We start from the raw sequence: 16,670 nt of genomic DNA on the forward strand, positions 1-16,670 counted from the left end.
GGTACCGTCGGGCCTCGGATCCAACGCAACGTAGGCACGTGGATCCGCTGGGGAGTGAGGTGCGCAAGCGATGCCGTGGTGGTCATGGCGCCCCGGCCACGCCGGTGGCGGCGAGCCGGAAACTCGAAGCAGGATCGCGTCGGAAGGTGCCGTCCGGGTCGGGCCGCCGGCACCTCGGGAGCCGGATCACGACTCCCGACCGGAGCCCGACGCCCGGCCGGGGGACCGGGCCTCGATCAGGGAGATTCCCCCGGTGATCGCGCCGGTGACGCTCCGCCGGGTCGGCGACGCGCTGGACCTGCTCGACGTCCGTTATCTCGCCGACGGCGACGGCAGCCTGCTGGCCATGTGGGAGCGGCACGCCGTGCTGTTCGCCCTGGAGGGGCCGGACGACGAGATCCTCGTCATGCGGGCCCGTCCGCACTCCACCGTCCCGCCGGACTGGGCCGACCGGGCCTACCGGGTGGTCAACGAGTGGAACCACACCCGGCGGTTCTGCAAGGCGTACGTCGGTGACCCCACCGAGCGCGGCCAGCTGCCCATCTACGCCGAGTTGCAGGTGCCGTTGAGCGCCGGTGCGCACGACGCCCTGCTCGTCGAGATGCTGGACTGTGGAGCCGCCGTGGCGACCACCTTCGTCGACTGGCTGCACGACGAGGGCGCGCTGCTCTAGGGGCGGTCCCCGGCCGAGGCAGCGCTCAGTGCGCCGGCCCCGGCGTCTCGTCCATCGTGTTGACCATGAAGTACGCGGCCCGCTCCAGGTACTGCCACAGGGTCTCGTGCTGCTCCGGCGACAACTCCAGCCGGTCCACGGCCTGCCGCATGTGTCGCAGCCAGGCGTCCCGCTCGACCGGCCCGACCCGGTACGGCGCGTGCCGCATCCGGAGCCGGGGATGCCCGCGCTGCGCCGAGTAGGTGTTCGGGCCACCCCAGTACTGGATCAGGAAGAGCCGCAGCCGATCCGCCGCCGGACCGAGGTCCGCCTCCGGGTACATCGGCCGGAGCACCGGATCGGTGGCGACACCCGCGTAGAACTCGTCGACCAGTCTCCGGAAGGTCGGTTCGCCGCCGATCTCCTCGAAGAAGGTCGGCGACGGGCGGGTCTGCTCTCGCTCACCTGCGGGATTCACCGCTCCATCCTGCCATTCGGGTGGGCGATCGTCGGCAGTCTGTGCCGTGCCCCCGGTGCGGGCTCGCTCACATCTCAGCGGTGGGCGGGGGGATCAGACCGCGCCGATGCCGGCCTCGGAGGAGGGCGGCCTGGGATTGGGCGGGGAGGTCGGTGCGGGGTGCTGTCCCGGCCGGGCCGCTCCGGCCGCCGCCTCCCGGTCGGCGGAGCGGCGCTGGGCCTCCGCGATCGCCGCGTCGAACCGCTCCGGCTGCGGCCAGCGCAGCGCCAGCAACAGCATCAGCAGCACCCCGGCGGCGCTCCACACCCCCACCACCCGGGGGATGGTGAACCGCTCGGCCAGCAGGCCGGTGACGAGCACCGCCAGGCCCTGCGTCACCTGCACGCCGGTGTTCATCACGCCGTTGGCCCGGGCCCGGTAGCCGTGCGGCAGGGCCAGCACGAACAGCCCGTTCGTCACCGGCAACAGCCCGGCGACCGCGAAGCCGGCGATCGCCGCCAGCAGCGCGACCACCACCGGCGGCGGGTTGAAGAGGGCGGGCACCAGGGCCAGCGGCGCGAGTACCCCGAACACCCGGACCAGGGCCCGGCGCAGGTCCGGCCGGAGGGTCCGGCCGACCAGTACGCCGCCGAGGATGAAACCGGCCGGTGCGGCGACCATGATCAGCGCCTGGGTGACGCTCCGGTCGGCGCCCGAACCCGCGAGATCAGTGGCCCAGGCCGCGGCCAGCCCCTCGGGGACGATCGCGAAGAGCATCGCGCAGAACACCATGATCGCGATGGCCCGCAGCACCGGGGTGCCGAAGACCAGGGCGAAACCGGCGCCGGTCTCCCGGAGCAGGTGCCGCCGGCCCCGCTCGGGCGGCACGGCGGGCCGGTGCCGGACGCCGAACCAGATGATCACCGCGGAGACGCCGAAGGCGACGGCGTTGAGCAGCAGGGCCAGGGCCGGGCTGTAGAGCGCGATGCCGGCCCCGACCGCGTAGCCGACGACCTGCGCCGCCTGCCCCACGCTGCCCTGCAGGGCGAGTGCGACGACCAGCCGGTCTCCGGTGAGCAGCAGGGGGAGCATCGCGGACCGGGCCGCCTGGCTGGGCGGATTCGCCAGGGTCGCCGCGAAGAGCAACGCCAGGATCACCGGTGTGTCCAGGCCGTCGATCGCGATGGCCGCGTAGAGCGGCAGCCGGACGAGGTCGCAGATCACCATGACCGTCCGGTACGGGTACCGGTCGGCGAGGGTGGTGAGGAGCGGGCCACCGATCAGCCACGGAAGGTAGCTGGTGGCGAAGGCGGCTGCGGAGAGGGCGACGGACTGGCTCTGCTGATAGACCAGCAGGGTCACGGCGGCCTTGGCGAGATAGTCGCCGGTCCAGGTCAGTACGGTGGCCGCGAAGACCGCCCGGTATTCACGCTGGGCAAACACTTCCCGATAGGTTGCCGGCCGCTCGGGAGTGTGTGTCTCTTCGGACACCGGTGGGCCTCCATCGTTCTCGACCGCTGACCACATGTGATGGGGCTGCCGGGAACGTTTCAGACGTTCTGATCAGCAAGGTCTTCGTTACGCTCCGGGAGGGAGCTAGTTCTGGATTCTGCCCGATCGTATGACGGCTGGCTAGGGCGAACGGATAGATCGTCACATCTCTGACTGGTCGAACGGACCATACCCGACCGCCCGCGCGGTACGCGACCCCTGACGGCCGGCCCTCCGGCCAGGCCATCCGGTACCCGTACGGCGCCGTCCGGCGTAGTTGGCACCGCCCCGTACCGATGCCGGGTCACCCGGTCGGCGGGGCGGCTGCCGCCGTACCCGAAAGGGGCGGCCTCAGGTCGCTCCACCCTGGCCGGTCTCCCCGTCGGCCGGTGGGGTCGACGGCCGGGGGAACATCCTGGTCGCCGCGATGCCGGCGGTGATGCCGGAGTTCTCCAGCGCCTCGGCCAGCCGGCGGCGCAGTTCCCGGGCGACCGCGAACTGCCCCTCGGCGGTCGTCTTGGCGACCGTGCGGATCACCGAACCGTCCACGGTGATCTGCTCGACCCCGACCACCTCAGGCGGCTCCACCAGCTCCGGCGCCAGCTCCGGGTCGACCGCGACCGAGGCGGCGGCGGTCCGCAGCACGGCGGTGGCCTCCTCGGTACGGGCGAAGCCGATCGGCATGTCCACCACGACCATCGCCCAGCCCTGGCTCTTGTTGCCGACCCGGATGATCTCGCCGTTGCGGATGTACCAGACGACTCCCCGGGCGTCCCGGACCGTGGTGATCCGCAGGCCGACCGCCTCGACCACCCCGGTCGCCTCGCCGAGGTCCACCGTGTCGCCGACCCCGTACTGGTCCTCCAGCAGCATGAACAGCCCGGCGAGCAGGTCCTTGACCAGCGTCTGGGCGCCGAAGCCGAGGGCCAGACCGGCGATGCCGGCACTGGCCAGCAGCGGGGCCAGGTCGAAGCTGAGCTCGCTGAGGATCTGCAACACGGCGATCGCGAAGACCACCGCCGTGGTCATGCTGCGCAGCACCGAGCCGATCGCCTCGGCCCGCTGCCGGCGCCGTTCGGGTACCACGGCCTGCGGGTCGGGCGCGGCGCTGGGAATCCGTTCCCGCAGTGGCCGGAGCACCGCCGGGATCCGGCTCTCCGAGGTGCTCCGCACCAGCCGGTTGATCGTGCGGTGCAGCAGGAAGCGGAGCAGGACCGCCACCAGCAGGATCAGCAGGATCGTGGCCGGCTTGATCAGGAAGAGGTTGCTCCCCTCGGCGAACCACGCCGACTTGGTCACCCGGTAGACCTGGTCGCAGAACGGGTTGTCCAGGCAACTCGGCTTCGGTTCCGGCGTCTCGGCCGGTGGCGTTCCGAGCACGGCGGCGGTGATCAGCGTCGCGGGGTTCACGAATGCCTTCGTACCGTACCGGCGTCCACCGGTCGCGGCCGACCCGCCGGCACGTGGCGGACGCCCCGTCCCGCGGCCGGTGCCCGCCCGCCCGGGTCGGGGGGTCGGGACGGAACCGGTCATCTTGCCACGGGGACGTGAAAGCTTTCTGCGGGACCCCCGATTAGTACGTGCAATCGCGCCAGCTATCGGGGACTATTGGCGCACGGACGCCGGTGATCTGCCGGCGTCGGCCGTGGTCTTGGCGGTCGGTCGGTCCCTGCCGACCGGCGCCGGGGCGCCGGCCGGCACCAGGCGGGCGAGGGAGCGGACGAGAAACAACCGAGAGGGTGAGCGCGATGCCTGACATACGACCCACGGTGGGCTCCGGAGCGTTGGTGCTCAATGCCACCTATGAGCCGCTGTGTGTCGTTTCAGTGCGTCGAGCCGCCATCCTGGTTCTCTCCGCCAAGGCCGTCTGTGTGGCCGACGGGGAGGGGATCCTGCACAGCGCCCGCAACTCCCTGCCGGTGCCGTCGGTCGTCCGGCTGACCCGGTTCGTCCGGGTGCCCTACCGGACGCATGTCGGACTCTCCCGCCGGGCCATCTTCGCCCGGGACAACTGGCGCTGCGTCTACTGCCGGGGCCCGGCCGAGACCATCGACCACGTCTTCCCGCGCAGCCGGGGCGGCCGGCACGCCTGGGAGAACGTCGTCGCGGCCTGCGCGAAGTGCAACCACACCAAGGGCGACAAGACTCCGGCGGAGCTGGGCTGGCGGCTGCACTCGCTGCCGACCGCGCCGAAGGGCATCGCGTGGCGGGTGCTGGGACACCGGGCACCGGACCCGCGCTGGGCCGACTGGCTGGACCTGCGCGAGGCCGAGGCGGCCTGAGCCGACGGCACGCTGGCTCAGGTGTGCCGGGCCGAGACCAGGGACGCGAAGACGATGACGTTGTCGGCGTACCCGACGGAACCGCCGACCCAGCGCCCGCCGCAGGTGATCAGCCGCAGCGACGGCCGGCTGAAGTCGCCGTAGACCTGGTCGACCGGCAGCTCGGACTTGTTGAACCGCCGGACGGAGTTGACCTCGAAGACCGCCACCGACTCGTCCTCCCGGTCCACCTCGATCTTCGCGCCGGGGCGCAGCCCGGCCAGGTCGTGGAAGACGGCCGGCCCGGTCCGGGTGTCGACGTGCCCGACGATCACCGACGGCCCGTACTGGCCGGGGGTCGGGCTCTGGCTGTACCAGCCGGCCTCGTCGCGGCGGTCCGAGGCCGGCACCTCGATGGTGCCGTCCGGTGCGACCCCGACCGGGTGCACCGGGGCGCTCAGGTCGAGCGACCGGATGCCGATCGCGACCGGCGGGCTCGACTCCAGCACCGGGAACTTGCGGGGCGGCGCCGGGGCGCCGAACGGCAGCCCGCTGGGCAGCAGGGCGATCCCGGTGACGCTCTGCACCCCGAAGAGGGTGACGAGGATGCCCAGCAGCAGGGTGATCACCGGTACCGGCCCGGGGCGGCGGGCCCAACGGCGTCGACCCGCCCGGCGGGCCGGCCGGGGTGGCTCGGCGGCCAGGGTGCCGGGCGGGGTGCCGTCGGCCGGATCCGGGCTGGTGATGCTCGCCGCAGTGGCCTGGCGGGCGAGCCGGACCGTCCGGCGTCGCCACCGGTCGGTACGCGCCCACCACCGACCCGTCCGGTCCCGCCACGCGCCACCGGCGGTGGGAGGGCGGAACATCGTCGGTCCGCGGGTCAGCTACTCGGTTCGGTACGCCGCCGCCGGCCGGCCACGCCGAACCCGATCGCGAGCACGACGATGCCGAGACCACCGGCGATCATCAGCGTCCCGCCCGGGCCGCCGGCCGTACCGCCGCCACCGGTGGCCGGCCCCTGACTGCCCTGACTCATGTTCACCACGGTCAGCGTGGTGGTGGCGTTGTTGCCGTTCTGCTGGCAGGCCAGGTTGACCGCGTACGCCCCGGGCGCCTTGCTGCCCGGAATCGTCACCGACCCGGTGAGGAAACCGTTGTCGGGGCGTACGATCACCCGGCCGAACGCGTCCGAGTGCACCGTCGCCTGCTGGTTGTTCGCGCCGTCGCAGCTCGCCCGGATGTTGACCCGGGTACCCGCCTGGGCGGTGTTCGGCGTCACCTCGACGAAGGTGTTCGGTCCGGCCCGTACCGCGCCCACGTTCCCGAGCAGCGGCCCGGGGACCAGCGCGGCAACGGTGACACCGGCGGCGATCGTACGGCCGACGACCTTGGCAGTGCGCATGACGTCCTCCCCGACGGTGCATCCCCTCGGCCGGGCACCCGTCGCATCGCCGCACGGGTCGGGTGCGCGACCGTCGTCGGGGGACGTGTTCCCACCGGTCCGGCGCACACACGCCCCCGGCGGGCCGACAACCGGACGATCGCCCTGGTCAGACGCCTGACGCGGGTGGGATCGGCAGCACCGGGTGCCAGTCCAGCGGGCTGGAGAGCACCATCGTGCTCGACGGCTGCCCGTACGGGGCGAGACGGTCGATGACCTGCTCGAACGCCTCGATCGACTCGGCGGCGACCTTCAGCATCGAGCAGGCGTCCCCGGTGATCCGGTGGATCTCCAGGATTTCCGGCCACCCCGGCACGTCCGGGTCGCGGAGGATGCAACGCGCCCCGTAACAGGACATCCGGATCATCGCCACCACGTTCCGGCCGGCCCGGGCCAGGTCGACGTGCGCGTGGTACCCGGTCACCACGCCGGACTCCTCCAGCCGGCGGACCCGTTCGGCGACGGCCGGCGGGGAGAGGTGCACCCGGCGGGAGAGTTCACTGAACGAGAGCCGGGCGTCGGCCTGGAGTTCCCGCAGCAGTGCCCAGTCCATGTCGTCCACCACTGCCTCACTCTCAGTGACCTAATCCTGAATCTCGGATCGACCTTTCAAACGTTAAGCCAATTCAACACCGAACCGCAGAAGCGCCGAATCCGGGCCGGTAGTGCCGTTGGTCCGGCATTCCGTCCGGCACCGGACCGGGGAGATCATGACGGTAGTGCGTGACGGAACGGAGGCGACGGTGGAGAGCATCCAGCGGCAGCGGCGACCCGGCCGACCCCGGGTACGCCCGGTGAACGCCGCGCAGCGGGCCGCCCGGGCGGCGGCCAACGGCGGCGAGCCGACCCTGGAACCGGCCGGGCGGACGCCGTACGAGGCGTACGTGCACGCGAGTACGCTGCACCGTCTCCAGCAGCCGCTGAGCCGGGATCCGGGCGAGATGTCGTTCCTGATGGTCAGCCAGATCATGGAGCTGTACTTCGGGCTGACCTGCTTCGAACTGCGCGAGGCGCGGCAGCGGCTGCGCGCCGACGACCTGTGGGGCGCGCTCGCCCCGCTGCACCGGGCGGCGCTGCACCTGGAGGGGCTGAACGCGGCCTGGCGGGGACTGCGCTGGATGACTCCGGCGGACTTCAACCGGTTCCGCAACCTGCTCGGCGAGGGCTCCGGATTCCAGTCCGCGATGTACCGGCAGTTGGAGTTCCTGCTCGGGCTGAAGTCCGCCACCCTGGTCCGGCCCTTCCACCGGCAGCCGGAGGTCTACGCCGAACTGGTGGAGACGCTCCGGGCGCCGAGCCTCTGGGACGAGGTGACCGCCCTGCTGGCCCGTCGCGGCTTCGCGCTGCCGGAGACGCTGCTGCACCGGGACTTCTCCGGCGACGCCGAGCCGAGCGCCGAGCTGACCGCCGCCTGGGTGGAGATCTACGCCGACACCGGACCCGACAACCACCTGCGACAGCTCGGCGAGACCCTGGTGGAGATCGCCGAGCAGTTCGACGACTGGCGCCACCAGCACCTCAAGGCGGTACGCCGGACCATGGGTGCCAAGGTCGGCACCGGCGGATCGGCCGGCGCGGCCTGGCTGCGCCGGAGCATGGCCCGGGAGGTCTTCCCCGAGCTGTGGGCCGCCCGGACCGACATGTAGGGCCGGCAGCTACCGTTCCGTGCCGAGGGCGAGCGAATTGAGGAGTGACGAGCGGATGACCACCCCGGAGCAGGAGGAGGCGGCCCGGCGCCGTGACGAGGCCGACCCCGGTCACCGGCACCTCTTCCACGTGCCCCCGGCCGAGGGCGGCCGGTACGCCGAGGCCGCCTACCTGGTCGGCAACTCACTCGGGCTGCAACCCCGGGCCGCCCGCGCCGATCTCGACGCCGAACTGGAGACCTGGGCCAGGCTCGGGGTCTCGGGGCACTTCTCCGGCGACCGGCCGTGGGTGCCGTCGTACCGCTCGCTCACCGGGCCGAGCGCCTCGCTGGTCGGCGCGCTGCCGGCCGAGACCGTGGTGATGAACTCGCTGACGGTCAACCTGCACCTGCTGATGGTCTCGTTCTACCGGCCGACGGCCGGCCGGGACCGGATCCTGATCGAGGACGGCGCCTTCCCCTCCGACAGCTACGCCGTACGCAGCCAGGCCCGGCACCACGGACTGGACCCGGACGAGACCGTCGTCCGGCTGCGCCCGCGTCCCGGCGAGGAGACCCTGCGTACCGAGGATGTCGTCGACTACCTCGACCGGGAGGGGCAGCGGGTGGCGCTGGTCCTGCTCGGCGGGGTCAACTACCTGACCGGCGAGCTGATGGACATCCCGGAGATCACCCGGGCGGGGCACCGGACCGGCGCCCTGGTCGGCTGGGACCTCGCGCACGCGGTCGGCAACGTACCGCTGGCGCTGCACGACTGGGACGTGGACTTCGCCGCCTGGTGCACCTACAAGTACCTGAACTCGGGGCCGGGGGCGTTGGCCGGGGCGTTCGTGCACGAACGGCACCTCGGCGACCCGGCGATCGACCGGTTCGAGGGCTGGTGGGGCACTGACGAGGCGACCCGGTTCGAGATGGCACCGGTCTCCCGGCCACCGGCCACCGTGGAGGCGTGGCTGATCTCCAATCCGCCGGTACTGGCGATGGCGCCGATGCGCAGCGCCCTGGCCATCTTCGAGCAGGTCGGGATGCCCGCGCTGCGGGCCCGCAGCGCGCGGTTGACCGGCTATCTCGAAGGACTGCTCGACCAGATCACCCCCGGCCGGCCCCTCACCGTGCTCACCCCGCGCGACCCGGCCCGGCGCGGCTGCCAGCTCTCCGTCCGGATCGGCCAGGGCGGGGCCGCCGCGCTGACCAAGCGGCTCTCCCAGGAGTACGGGGTGGTCGTTGACGACCGGGAGCCGGACGTGATCCGGCTCGCCCCGGTACCGCTCTACTCGACCCACCACGACTGCTGGCGGGCGGCCGAGGCGCTGGCCCGGCTCGTCGACGCGGCCTGATCCGAGCGCCGCCCGGGCCGGATCGGCACCCCGAGATCTGGTGGGCGGCGGTTTCCGATACCGTGAACGGCGACCGGGTCGGTCGGGTGGACACCTTCGCCACCTGCGCCGACCGGCACGATGATCCCGTTTTCGCCTGGGGGCGTTGAGGTTGTCTGTTTCCGACACGTTGCTGGTCTTCGTTGCCATCCCGACCGCCGCGGTGCTCCTGATCACCGTGCTGGCCCGGGCCGGCAAGAGCGGCCGTAACGCCCGGCGTTACCGCCCGGGGCGGCCCTTCGAGTTCACTCCGGTCTGGTTCCTCTCCTCGCCCGAGCACCTGACCGAGTCCGCCCGGAACGCGCTGCCGGCCGGCGCCGAGGCCCGGGCCCTGAGCAGCGGCGAGATCGAGACCATCAGCGCGCCGAAGCGCGCCGGCGTGACAGGGGGCGCAAGTGACCGCTGGTAAGAGCGTGGCGACGGCCGAACGGCCCGAGGCCGAGGTCGGGCCGAGCGCCACCACCCGGCCGGACGTGCTCGACGGGCCGTTCACCACCCGCCAGCTCCTCCGGATCGACGAGGCGCTGCGGATCGCCGACGAGTCGACCGGCCTGGTCTTCACCGTCTACGTCGGCCCGCTGACCGAACCGGTACGCGAACACGCGCAGCGGCTGCACCTGGAGCTGGTCGACCCGGCCCGCGCCGTACTCGTCGCGCTCTCGCCGAACCAGCGGGTGCTGGAGGTCGTCACCGGCTCCGAGGCACGCAAGCGGATCCCGGACCGGGACGCCAAGTTGGCCGCGCTCTCCATGGTGGCCGCCTTCGGCGGCGGCGACCTGACCGGGGGCATCGTCAGCGGGCTGGACCAGCTCGCCACCCGGGCCGGCCGCGCCGCCTGACCCGGCGCGCTCGTCCGGCCGGTTCCCGCGCTCGTCCGAGTAGCTGCCCGGCCGCCCCGGCACTCGGCCAGGCGGCCGGTCAGCCCAGCCAGCTGCCCGGGACGACCCGCACCGGGAACGGCACCTCGACCAGCTCCGCGCCGGTCGAGGGGACCGAGTGGAGCAGCTCGTAGTGGCCGGCGGGGGCGCGCAGGTAGAGGTGGGCGATCGGCCCCGCTCGGCGCGTTCGATCCGCCAGTACGACTCGATGCCGGCCTCGGCGTACAGGCTCAGCTTGGTGAACCGGTCGTCCCGGCACCGCCCGGACCTGGTTGGCGGACGGAACGGGGCGCGCCCGGTGGCCGTACCCGAATCGCTTCCGGGCGCGACGACGGCGCCGGGCGTCGGATCGGATCCGGCGCCCGGCGGCGGTCAGTTCGGCGGCGCGGTCAGGCCGGCGAGGCGGCGTCCTTGGCCCGCGCCCGGATCGCCCTGACCACCCCGTCGCGGCCCTCGGCGACCAGCCGGCGCAGCGGCGCCGGATGCCCCGACTCGGCCAGCCAGGTGTCGGTCAGCCGGATGGTCTCCTCGGTGATCTGGTACGCCGGGTAGGCCAGCATCACGAACTCCTGCGCCGGCTCGCTGTCGCGGTTCTTCCAGATCTGGCCGACGACCTGGAAGAACCGCTCGGCGTACGGCGCGGTCAGCTCGACCTGCGCCGGATGCTGGAAACCCTGGAGCAGCGCCCGGTGCCGCCAGTTCGGCAGCGCCTCGTCCCCGGTCAGGGTGCGCCACACCGTCTCCTTGTTCTCGGCGGTGGGCAGCAGCGCGTGCGCGAGCGCGGCCTCCCGCTCGCCGCTCGACGTGCGGTCGGCGGCCAGCTCGGCGTCCACCTCGGCCCGCCCCGCCGCCCCGCCCGCGACCAGGGCACGAAGGACGGTCCAGCGCAGTTCGGTGTCGACGGCCAGCCCGTCCGGCACCCCGGCACCGTCCAGCCAGCCCCGGAGCACGGCCAGCTCCTCGTCGCTGCGGGCCGCCGATGCGTAGGTCCGGGCCCAGGCCAGTTGCAGGCCGCTGCCCGGCTCGGCGGCGCGCAGTGCGGTCGCCGCGGTACGCGCGAACTCCGCCCAGCCGGTCGGCGCCCACTCCGGCGCGGCGTACGAGGTGAGCGTGGCGGCGACCTGCCGCAGCGTCGCGGTGACCAGGTTGATGTCGGTCTCGGCGGGCAGCCCGGCCAGCGCCAGCGCCACGTAGTCCCGGGCGGCCAGTTCGGCGTCCCGGACCATGTCCCAGGCGGCGGCCCAGCACAGGCCCCGGGCCAGCGACGACTCGAACGCGGCGATGTGCCGGACCACCGTCGCCATGGACCGCTCGTCCAGCCGCAGTTTGGCGTAGGTCAGGTCGTCGTCGTTGAGCAGCAGCACGTCCGGCGCCGCGACGCCGGCGAGCTGGGGCAGCTCGGTACGCTCGCCGGCCACGTCGACCTCGATCCGGTCCCGCCGGACCAGCCGGCCGTCCCGCAGGTCGTAGAGGCCCACCCCGATCCGGTGCGTACGCAGCGTCGGGTGCTCGCTCGGTGCCTCCTGCCGGACCACCACCGACTCGTACGTCCCGTCCGGGCCGATCGACACCTCCGGGCGGAGCGTGTTGACCTGCGACGTCTCCAGCCACTCGGCGGCGAACTTGCGCAGCTCCCGGCCGGAGGCCGCCTCCAGCTCGGTGAGCAGGTCGTCGAAGGTGGCGTTGCCCCAGGCGTACTTGCCGAAGTAGCTGCGCAGGCCCTCCAGGAACGGCGCCTCCCCGACGTACGCGACGAGCTGCTTGAGCACGCTGGCGCCCTTGGCGTACGTGATGCCGTCGAAGTTGACCTCGACGGCCTCCAGGTCCGGCATCTCGCAGTAGACCGGGTGCGTGGAGGAGAGCTGGTCCTGCCGGTAGCCCCAGTTCTTCCGGATGGAGAGGAAGGTCGTCCAGGCGTCGGAGAACCGGGTGGCGTTGGTGTTGGCCCAGTGGCTGGCCCACTCGGCGAACGACTCGTTCAGCCACAGGTCGTTCCACCAGCGCATGGTGACCAGGTCGCCGAACCACATGTGGGCCAGCTCGTGCAGGATCGTGTTGGCCCGCTGCTCGTACTCGAAGTCGGTCTCCTGGGACCGGAACAGGTAGTGCGCCTCGGCGTGCGTGACACAGCCGAAGTTCTCCATCGCGCCGGCGTTGAAGTCCGGCACCCACACCTGGTCGTACTTGGGCAGCGGATAGCGGACGCCGAACTGCTGGTGGAAGAAGTCGAAGCCCTGGACGGTGATCAGGTTCAGGTCCGCCGAGTCGAGGTGCGGCGCCATGCTGGCCCGGCAGAAGTAGCCGAGGTCGAGACCGTCGTGGGTGTACCGCACCTCGTGGTAGGGACCGGCGCAGAGTGCGGTGATGTAGGTGCTCATCCGGACCGACTCGGCGAAGTGGATCGTCCTGGTGTCGGTGCCGGCCGGCTCCTCACCGCTGATCGGCATGTTGGAGATGACCCGCCAGTGCGCCGGCACGGTCGCGTGCCAGGTGAAGACGCTCTTCAGGTCCGGCTGGTCGAAGCAGGCGAAGACCCGCTGCGCGTCGGCGGTCTCGAACTGGCTGTAGAGATAGGTTTCGCCGTCCACCGGGTCGACGCTGCGGTGCAGCCCCTGACCGCTGGAGGAGTAGAGGAAGTCGGCATCCACGACCAGGGTGTTCTCGGCGGCCAGACCGGTGAGGGTGAGCCCGTCCTCGGCCGACCAGCCGGAGAGGTCGACCGGGGTGCCGTTCAGCGTCGCGGCGCGTACCGAATCGGCGGCCACCTCGATGAAGGTGGTGGCACCCGGATCCGCGCACCGGAACCGGACCTCGGTCGTCGAGCGGAAGGTGCGGCTGTCCGCGCCCCGCCCGGCGGACGACAGGTCCAGGCGGATGTCATAGCCGGTGACGTCGAGCAGACGACCCCGGTCCGTCGCCTCGACCTGGGTCAGGTTACGCACTCCTGGCACGTGAATCTCCATCCGGTCTTCCCGCTGGCTGTCCCCGTTGACAGCACCGAGCCATCCCCACGGCTCGACGTCGAGTGTTTCATGCCGGCGGGAATGCCACTGGTGCTCCAGGTCACGGTCTCATCCCGCTGTCGGCGACGGCGTACACGGGTGAAGATCTGTAACGGTGCCGCCGATTCCGGCTGCCCCGACGACGAAGGGAGTCGCGCCGTGTCCGAGCGCGCGTCCGTTGACATGTTCTTCGACCCGACCTGCCCCTGGGCCTGGATCACCTCCCGGTGGCTGCTGGAGGTGGAGCGGGTACGCCCCGTCGACATCCGGTTCCGGGTGATGAGCCTCTCGGTGCTGAACGAGGGCCGGGAGGACCTTCCCGAGCAGTACCGGGAGGGGCTGAAGACCGCCTGGGGACCGGTGCGGATCTGCATCGCGGTCGAGCAGCGGCACGGCTCCGAGGCGGTCGGCAAGCTCTACACCGCGCTCGGTAACCGGATCCACCTGGCCAAGGAGGAGCGCGGCCCGGAGCTGTACCGGGCGGCGCTGGCCGAGGTCGGGCTGGACCCGGCGCTGGCCGAGGCCGCCGACTCGACCGAGTACGACGAGGCGCTGCGGGCCAGCCACAACGCCGGGATGAAGCCGGTCGGCCAGGACGTCGGCACGCCGGTGGTCCACGCTCCCGGTCCGGTGCCGGGGGAGACCGTCGCGTTCTTCGGCCCGGTGATCACCCCGGCCCCGAAGGGCGAGGCGGCCGGCCGGCTCTGGGACGGCGTACTCCTGGTCGCCGGCACGCCCGGCTTCTACGAGCTGAAGCGGACCCGTACCGAGGCGCCGAGCTTCGACTGAGCGCGCCGCCGGGCGGTCCGGCCGGTACTCTCCGCCGGTCGGGCCGCCCACGGGGTGGAAACGACCGGGGTATCCGTACGCCGGCTCCGGCACCGCCGGTAGCGTTCCGGCACATGACGGTCGTGCATCCGATCAGCCGCGCCTGGGTCACCACTGGCGGCACCGGCGCCCAGAACTACGACGAGTTCGCCGACGACGCCGAGATCACGGCGATCATCCGGGACAACCCAGCCAGCGCACTCGCGATCGAGATGCCGCACCGGGCGCCGGAGAGCGTCGGGCGGTCCTTCACCGACGCGCTGCCCGAGGCGGTCGCCCGGTTGGCACAGGCGCGGGCCGACGGCAGCTACACCCCGGCCGAGCAGGTCGTGGTGCTCTACCGGATCACCGCGCCGGGCGAGGAGCCCGGTTACGGGATGTTCGCCATGGTCGACACCGACCAGATCTCCACCAGTGCGGACGAGCCCGGACTCGTGATCCGCAACGAGGACGTCTTCATCGCCAAGGTGCGGGAGCGGGTGGCGCTCGCCGAGGCGACCGGCCATCTCCTCTCGCCGGTGCTGCTGCTCCAGACCGGCAACCGGGCCGGCGGCGACGGCGGTGCGAGCGACGGCGACGGTGTGAGCAGCGCCGACGGCGGCGGTGCGCGGCCGAATGCCGGCGAGGCGCTGCACCGGGCGCTGGCCGAGGCCACCGACGCGGCCGGTCCGCCGGCCGCGACCGACACCGACCAGGCGGGGCGGACCCACGCCATCTGGTTGCAGGGGCCGGGGCCCCGCCAGGACGAACTGCTGGCGCTGGCCGGTGCCGGGGAACTCGTCGTCGCGGACGGCAACCACCGCAGCCTGGCCGCGCAGATCGGCGAGCTGCCCCGGTTCCTCGCGGTGGTCACCACACCCGGCTCGGTGGCGATCCAGCCGTACAACCGGCTGGTCAGCGAGCTGACCAGCACCCCCGACGAGCTGCTGGACCGGCTGCGTGCGACCGGCGCCAGGGTCGAGCAGGTGGCGGGCCCGGCGGCGGTACCGGACTCCGGCGGCACGATCCAGCTCTACGCGGCCGGCAGGACCTACGCGGTCACCCTCCCCTCGGGTTCCGGCGGGGGAGTGGAGGACCTCGACCACGCGCTCGTCGAGCGGGTGCTGCTGCGGGACGCGCTCGGGCTCGACCCCGGCGACAAGCGGATCACGTACGTCGGTGGGGACTACCCGGCGCGGTGGCTGGTCGGCGAGGTCGACGCCGGCCGGGCGGAGCTGGCGATCCTGATCGCCCCGGTGACCGTGCAGGACTTCGTCGCGGTCAACCTGGCCCGGCAGAAGATGCCCCGGAAGAGCACCTGGTTCACCCCGAAGGCCCGGGCCGGGCTGGTCCTTGCCGAGCTGGGCCGGGACACGGCGGAGACGCCGCGCGACTGACCCTGCGACGAGCTGGCGGTACGGCTCAGTACGCTGCCGGGCGCGCCGGCGGCGTTCCGGGCGCCCGGCACCGTACCCGTGGGCGGTGCCGGGTTGTGATCTGTCCGGCTGTCGCGGTGCCTGCCGGCGGGTGCCGGTGGCGGGCTGACAGACTCGCGGTATGCGCGTCTATCTGGGATCCGACCATGCCGGCTACGAACTGAAGGTGCACCTGGCCAACCACCTGGCCAAGCAGGGCTACGAACTGGTGGACGTCGGGCCGTTCCTCTTCGACCCGGACGACGACTATCCGGTCTTCTGCCTGCACTGCGGCGCCCGGGTGGTGGCCGACCCGGGCAGCCTGGGCGTGGTGATCGGCGGCTCGGGCAACGGCGAGCAGATCGCCGCCAACAAGGTGGCCGGGGTGCGCGCCGCGCTCGCCTGGAACGTCGAGACCGCCCAGCTCGCCCGGGAACACAACGACGCGAACGTGGTCGCGGTCGGCGCCCGCCAGCACACCCTCGACGAGGCGACGGCGATCGTGGAGGCGTTTCTCAGCACGCAGTTCTCCGGTAACGAGCGGCACGCGCGGCGGATCGGGCAGGTCGCCGAGTACGAGCGCTCCGGCGCGCTGCCGGCGCTGCCCGCGTCGTAGCCGGACGGGCCGCCCGCCCCGCTCGTCGGTGGCGGGCGCTCAGCGGCCGCCGCGCGGCAGTTCGTCCCGGGGCACCCAGTTGCGCCGGACCAGTACCAGCCGGTCGGCCGCCTCGGCGAGGTCGGCCTCGGTCGGCCGGGCCGCGTCCCGGGCGCGCATCGCCGCCGCGACACTCACCTGGGAGGCGCCCGAGCCGATCAGCCCGCGCAGGCCGCGTTCCGCGTCCCGGTCGTCCCCGGCGCCCGGCCCGGTACCCGGGTCACCGCCGCGACGGCCCTGTTCGGGTGTGCCGCCGCTGCCGCTCGACGGGTCGTGCCGCAGCCTCCGCCGTCGACGCTCCGGCTCGGTCATGGTCCCTCCCCGATCCGCTCGTCGGCGTCACGACCGGCAGACCTGAGCTGGTCGACGCCGTCGCTCCGCCCGGTCATGGTGTCGACCCTACCGGCCGGTGGCGTGCCGGTCCCGGCTCAGCGGCCCCCGAACCGGCGGGAGCCCCGAACGCCGGCACGCTCTGTGACCCGTGCACAGCCCGCCGAACGCGGCGGAGGTCGGCCAGGGGCGGCGGAACTCGGGCTGGCAGGTCGAACGGCGCGGGGTCGTCGCCCTGTCCGGTGGATCGACGCTGGCTC

Annotated in this window: 17 protein-coding genes; 9 read left to right on the forward strand and 8 right to left on the reverse strand. The window is 72.7% G+C overall.

Annotation, left to right across the window (positions count from 1 at the left end; all coding sequences use genetic code 11):
• Positions 1–70 precede the first annotated feature (70 nt).
• The gene (locus V1634_RS05480) at positions 71–673 is read left to right on the forward strand and encodes a type III secretion system chaperone family protein (protein WP_331206634.1); all 603 of its coding nucleotides are present in this window, start codon (positions 71–73) and stop codon (positions 671–673) included.
• A gap of 25 nt (positions 674–698) precedes the next feature.
• On the opposite strand, the gene V1634_RS05485 is transcribed toward V1634_RS05480, so the two are convergent.
• The 3 genes from V1634_RS05485 to V1634_RS05495 all read right to left on the reverse strand — a co-directional run bounded on the left by V1634_RS05485 (position 699) and on the right by V1634_RS05495 (position 4,010).
• Positions 699–1,130, reverse strand: a complete 432-nt coding sequence (locus V1634_RS05485) for a globin (protein WP_331206635.1) — start codon at positions 1,128–1,130, stop codon at positions 699–701.
• A gap of 93 nt (positions 1,131–1,223) precedes the next feature.
• A complete protein-coding gene (locus V1634_RS05490; protein ID WP_331206636.1) occupies positions 1,224–2,636 on the reverse strand; it encodes an MFS transporter in 1,413 nt (470 codons plus the stop codon).
• Positions 2,637–2,951: 315 nt separating this feature from the next.
• Positions 2,952–4,010: a mechanosensitive ion channel family protein gene (locus V1634_RS05495; protein ID WP_331206637.1), complete on the reverse strand. Its 1,059-nt coding sequence runs from the start codon at positions 4,008–4,010 to the stop codon at positions 2,952–2,954.
• 338 nt (positions 4,011–4,348) lie between these two features.
• On the opposite strand from V1634_RS05495, the gene V1634_RS05500 reads away from it, so the two are divergent.
• Positions 4,349–4,882 carry an HNH endonuclease gene (locus V1634_RS05500; RefSeq protein ID WP_107263344.1) on the forward strand — a complete coding sequence of 178 codons (534 nt, stop codon included), beginning with the start codon at positions 4,349–4,351 and terminating at the stop codon, positions 4,880–4,882.
• A 17-nt stretch (positions 4,883–4,899) separates the two neighbouring features.
• On the opposite strand, the gene V1634_RS05505 is transcribed toward V1634_RS05500, so the two are convergent.
• From V1634_RS05505 to V1634_RS05515, 3 genes are all read right to left on the reverse strand, one after another.
• On the reverse strand, positions 4,900–5,727 hold the full coding sequence (locus tag V1634_RS05505; protein WP_331206638.1) for a class F sortase: 828 nt from the start codon (positions 5,725–5,727) through the stop codon (positions 4,900–4,902).
• Between the two features lie 14 nt (positions 5,728–5,741).
• Positions 5,742–6,263 carry a hypothetical protein gene (locus V1634_RS05510; RefSeq protein ID WP_331206639.1) on the reverse strand — a complete coding sequence of 174 codons (522 nt, stop codon included), beginning with the start codon at positions 6,261–6,263 and terminating at the stop codon, positions 5,742–5,744.
• 148 nt (positions 6,264–6,411) lie between these two features.
• On the reverse strand, positions 6,412–6,864 hold the full coding sequence (locus tag V1634_RS05515) for an Lrp/AsnC family transcriptional regulator (protein WP_331206765.1): 453 nt from the start codon (positions 6,862–6,864) through the stop codon (positions 6,412–6,414).
• Between the two features lie 190 nt (positions 6,865–7,054).
• Between V1634_RS05515 and V1634_RS05520 the strand changes: the two genes are divergently transcribed.
• The 4 genes from V1634_RS05520 to V1634_RS05535 all read left to right on the forward strand — a co-directional run bounded on the left by V1634_RS05520 (position 7,055) and on the right by V1634_RS05535 (position 10,162).
• Positions 7,055–7,948, forward strand: a complete 894-nt coding sequence (locus V1634_RS05520) for a tryptophan 2,3-dioxygenase (RefSeq protein ID WP_331206766.1) — start codon at positions 7,055–7,057, stop codon at positions 7,946–7,948.
• A gap of 55 nt (positions 7,949–8,003) precedes the next feature.
• On the forward strand, positions 8,004–9,284 hold the full coding sequence (gene kynU / locus V1634_RS05525; RefSeq protein WP_331206640.1) for a kynureninase: 1,281 nt from the start codon (positions 8,004–8,006) through the stop codon (positions 9,282–9,284).
• A 151-nt stretch (positions 9,285–9,435) separates the two neighbouring features.
• Entirely contained in the window at positions 9,436–9,732 is a 297-nt protein-coding gene (ctaJ, locus tag V1634_RS05530; protein WP_456238612.1) for an aa3-type cytochrome oxidase subunit CtaJ, read from the forward strand.
• Between the two features lie 4 nt (positions 9,733–9,736).
• Positions 9,737–10,162, forward strand: coding sequence for a DUF5130 family protein (locus V1634_RS05535; protein WP_331206768.1), 426 nt, complete (start codon positions 9,737–9,739; stop codon positions 10,160–10,162).
• 428 nt (positions 10,163–10,590) lie between these two features.
• Here V1634_RS05535 and pepN read toward each other — a convergent pair whose 3' ends face one another.
• Entirely contained in the window at positions 10,591–13,143 is a 2,553-nt protein-coding gene (pepN, locus tag V1634_RS05540; protein WP_331206769.1) for an aminopeptidase N, read from the reverse strand.
• A gap of 219 nt (positions 13,144–13,362) precedes the next feature.
• Between pepN and V1634_RS05545 the strand changes: the two genes are divergently transcribed.
• The 3 genes from V1634_RS05545 to V1634_RS05555 all read left to right on the forward strand — a co-directional run bounded on the left by V1634_RS05545 (position 13,363) and on the right by V1634_RS05555 (position 16,041).
• Complete coding sequence (locus tag V1634_RS05545; RefSeq protein WP_331206641.1) at positions 13,363–13,992, forward strand: mycothiol-dependent nitroreductase Rv2466c family protein; 630 nt, start codon at positions 13,363–13,365, stop codon at positions 13,990–13,992.
• Between the two features lie 113 nt (positions 13,993–14,105).
• Positions 14,106–15,407: a DUF1015 family protein gene (locus V1634_RS05550; protein ID WP_331206642.1), complete on the forward strand. Its 1,302-nt coding sequence runs from the start codon at positions 14,106–14,108 to the stop codon at positions 15,405–15,407.
• A 160-nt stretch (positions 15,408–15,567) separates the two neighbouring features.
• Entirely contained in the window at positions 15,568–16,041 is a 474-nt protein-coding gene (locus tag V1634_RS05555) for a ribose-5-phosphate isomerase (protein WP_331206643.1), read from the forward strand.
• A 39-nt stretch (positions 16,042–16,080) separates the two neighbouring features.
• Here the strand turns inward: V1634_RS05555 and V1634_RS05560 are convergent, their stop codons facing one another.
• A complete protein-coding gene (locus V1634_RS05560; RefSeq protein ID WP_331206644.1) occupies positions 16,081–16,392 on the reverse strand; it encodes a hypothetical protein in 312 nt (103 codons plus the stop codon).
• Positions 16,393–16,670 lie beyond the last annotated feature (278 nt).

Source organism: Plantactinospora veratri (assembly GCF_036421995.1).
Taxonomy (GTDB): Bacteria; Actinomycetota; Actinomycetes; order Mycobacteriales; family Micromonosporaceae; genus Plantactinospora; species Plantactinospora veratri.